This is a genomic window from Streptomyces torulosus, assembly GCF_001419765.1.
GTDB classification, from domain to species: domain Bacteria; phylum Actinomycetota; class Actinomycetes; order Streptomycetales; family Streptomycetaceae; genus Streptomyces; species Streptomyces torulosus.
Window position 1 is genome coordinate 1 of the sequence record NZ_LIRK01000148.1, and the last position, 2,935, is coordinate 2,935.

2 protein-coding genes and 3 pseudogenes are annotated in these 2,935 nt (G+C 69.0%); all 5 read left to right on the forward strand.

Annotated elements, in window-relative coordinates:
- The coding region (locus AOK23_RS11140) for a lanthionine synthetase LanC family protein (protein ID WP_276205726.1) at positions 1 to 419 on the forward strand (419 nt) is incomplete at its 5' end.
- Positions 420 to 443: 24 nt separating this feature from the next.
- A partial coding sequence (locus AOK23_RS49625; protein WP_240496353.1) for a thiopeptide-type bacteriocin biosynthesis protein occupies positions 444 to 774 on the forward strand: 331 nt, incomplete at its 3' end.
- A 2-nt stretch (positions 775 to 776) separates the two neighbouring features.
- Positions 777 to 1,699 (forward strand): annotated as a pseudogene (locus tag AOK23_RS49630) (thiopeptide-type bacteriocin biosynthesis protein); the annotation flags it as partial.
- A 2-nt stretch (positions 1,700 to 1,701) separates the two neighbouring features.
- A pseudogene (locus tag AOK23_RS49635) lies at positions 1,702 to 2,479 on the forward strand (class I SAM-dependent methyltransferase); the annotation flags it as partial.
- A gap of 118 nt (positions 2,480 to 2,597) precedes the next feature.
- Positions 2,598 to 2,935 (forward strand): annotated as a pseudogene (locus AOK23_RS44820) (hypothetical protein); the annotation flags it as partial.

Genomic DNA, 2,935 nt, shown 5'->3' on the forward strand with positions numbered 1-2,935 from the left:
GCACCGCGGGCCTGGCCCGCGCCCAGCAACTCGCCGCTCTTGCCCTCGGCGACACCGACCGCCAGGTGGAAGCCGAGAACGCGCTCGTGGCTGCCCTCACCGACCCCGCACAGCTCAAGGCCACCACAGACAACGGACTGTGTCACGGCTTCGCCGGACTCGCCCACATCGCCGCCAGGACTGCCGACGACGCACACCCCTCGACCGCGGGTCTGCTGCGCGCGGCGATCCCAGCCCTCCTGACCGTCCTCTGCCCGCCGGCCACGGATCCGCACGAAGCGGCCACGACGATCGTCAACGACGAGGAAGGCGGGCCCGGTTTCCTCAACGGCGCCGCCGGAATCGCCCTGGCGCTCCTGGCCCCCGCGAGCGCCACTCCGCCCCGCACTTCCTGGGACGCCTGCCTGCTCATCGCCTGACCAACCCACCGAAGGACTACCGACATGCCCCCGGATCCCTGGCACCAGCACAACATCACCTTCATCGACCGCGAGACCGGCAAGCGTGCCATCAGCGAACGCCTCGGCCCCGCCCTGCTCGCGGCCGAAGCCGACGATGAGCTCACCGGCTGGTGGTTCATGAACAAGCAGCCCTGGCCGCTGCGGTACCGCGCCACCGAACCGTCCCCGCTCATCGAGTCGCTGCTGAGCGACCTCGTCGACGACGGCACAGCTGCGGCGTGGGTCCCCGGCATCTACGAACCGGAGACGACCGCCTTCGGCGGCACGCAAGCCATGGACGCCGCCCACGACCTGTTCCACGCGGACAGCCGCCNNCAGCCCGGCCCGGGGCGGCTGGGCCGCCGGGAGTCCGCCGTACTCCTGATCAGCGCCCTGATGCGGGCCGCCAACCTGGACTGGTTCGAGCAGGGCGACGTGTGGGCGAAGGCCGCCGCGCTCCGGCCGACCGCCGAGCCCCTCGCACCCGAACGAGCGACCGCCCTGATTCCGGCTGTACAGAAGCTGATGACCGTCGACACCCGAAGCCTGTGCCACCCGAACGGCCCGCTCGACGGACACGCCGAATGGGTCGCCACCTTCGAGCGGACTGGTAGGACCCTCGCTCACCTCGCTACCGGAGGCGGCCTCACCCGTGGTCTGCGAAGCGTCATCGCACACCACCTGATCTTCCACGCCAACCGCGCAGGTCTCCTCCCAGGTGACCAGAGCGCCCTGTTCAACATCGCAAGAGAGGCAGTCATGGGATCGAGTGACAACACCGCGTCGTCCGCCGAGGGCACGTCCGCAACCACTAGCGTCGGGGCGGTGAACACCGACACGATCACGACCCCCGATGCAGAAGCCGCCCGGCTGCGCAACGCCCTGGTCGACCAGATCCGCGCATCCGGATACGCCCGCACCCCCGCCGTTGAGACCGCGCTGCGCACCGTACCCCGCCACCTGTTCGTGCCGGACGCTTCGCTCGACGACGCCTACGCCAACGTGCCGGTCAACATCAAGTACGACACCGACGGCACGACGATCTCCTGTGCTTCCCAGCCCGGAGTCGTCGCGCTCATGCTCGACCAGTTGGAGGCTCGGCCCGGCGAGCGCATCCTCGAGCTCGGTGCCGGCACGGGCTACAACGCGGGCCTGATGGCCCACCTGGTCGGCGAGAGCGGTCACGTCACCACCATCGACGTGGATGACGACCTCGTGGAAGGAGCCCGCGCGCACCTCGCGGCCGCCGGGTTCACCAANNCGCCGAGGGCGCCCCCTATGACCGGATCATCGCCACTGTCGGTGCCCACGGCGTCCCGCACGCCTGGATGCAGCAACTCGCCCCTGGTGGCCGCCTCGTCGTACCCCAGAGGCTCAAGGGCAGCGTGTCCCGCTCCATCGCCTACGAACAGCGCGACGGCCGCTGGACGAGCGTCAGCAGCAAGATGAACACCTTCATGCCGCTGCGCAGGGGCCTCGCCGACGACGACCGCCGCGTCATCCCCCTCAGCACGGACGGCACCGTACGGCTCCAGGCCCCCGCCGGACAGAACATCGACGCCGACGCCCTCGCCGGAGTGCTGGAGCAACCGCGCACCGAGGAGTGGACCGGGATGACGGTCCAAGCCATGGAGTCGCCCGAGTGGATGGAGCTGTTCGTCTCCTGCTCCGTGTCCAGCGGCCTGATCCGGATGCTGTTTCCGAAGGAAGCCAAGGGGACCGTCCTCACCGAGGATCCATACCCCTCGTCCACCGCGGCCGTCGACAAGGGCGCCATCACCTATCTCGCCCGCCGCCTGTCGGACAAGAAGACTCCCGAGGGAGGCAAGCTCTGGGAGTTCGGCGTCATCGGCCACGGTCCCGGCAGCCACGAGCTGACCGCGAAGGTCGCCGACGCGATCCGTACCTGGGACCGGGAGTACCGCGGTCGTGAGGCCATTTTCGAGATCCAACCCCTCGACGCTCCCGTGATCGAGCAGCGCCCCGGCTTCTTCGCCCTCGATACACCGCTCAACCGCATCGTCGTCGACTGGCACTGACAACGGCCCGTACAGACAACTGCCCATGCATAGGGGGGGCGGTGCCCGTCGGCTATTTCGACGGGCACCGCCCCCGGCTCGTTCACCCATCATCGTGCCAACGTTGCCCGAGGTGACCATGGATCCGCACGGCTCAATAGCAAGACGTTTTCCGCTGATTGCCCGATTCCGCCCTGCCTGCCTGCCGCTGCCCGATCGGGTGCGCTCCGTGACCGAGCTGGCCGCAAGAGCCGTAGAGCAGAACGACCAGGGATTGGCCTCCACCGTTTTCAACCAGACTGCGCTCATAGCCTCCGATCTCGGCCTTCCAGATCTGGCCCGAACGATGTGCCATCGGCACGCTGCGGCTTACCTGAAGGCGTGCCCGCTCCCTGCCATGAGCGCCATCCGTGGGCTGGAGCCCCTGGTCAACCTCGCCCGCCTGCACATCCGTGCCGGCCGAACCGACGACGGCCT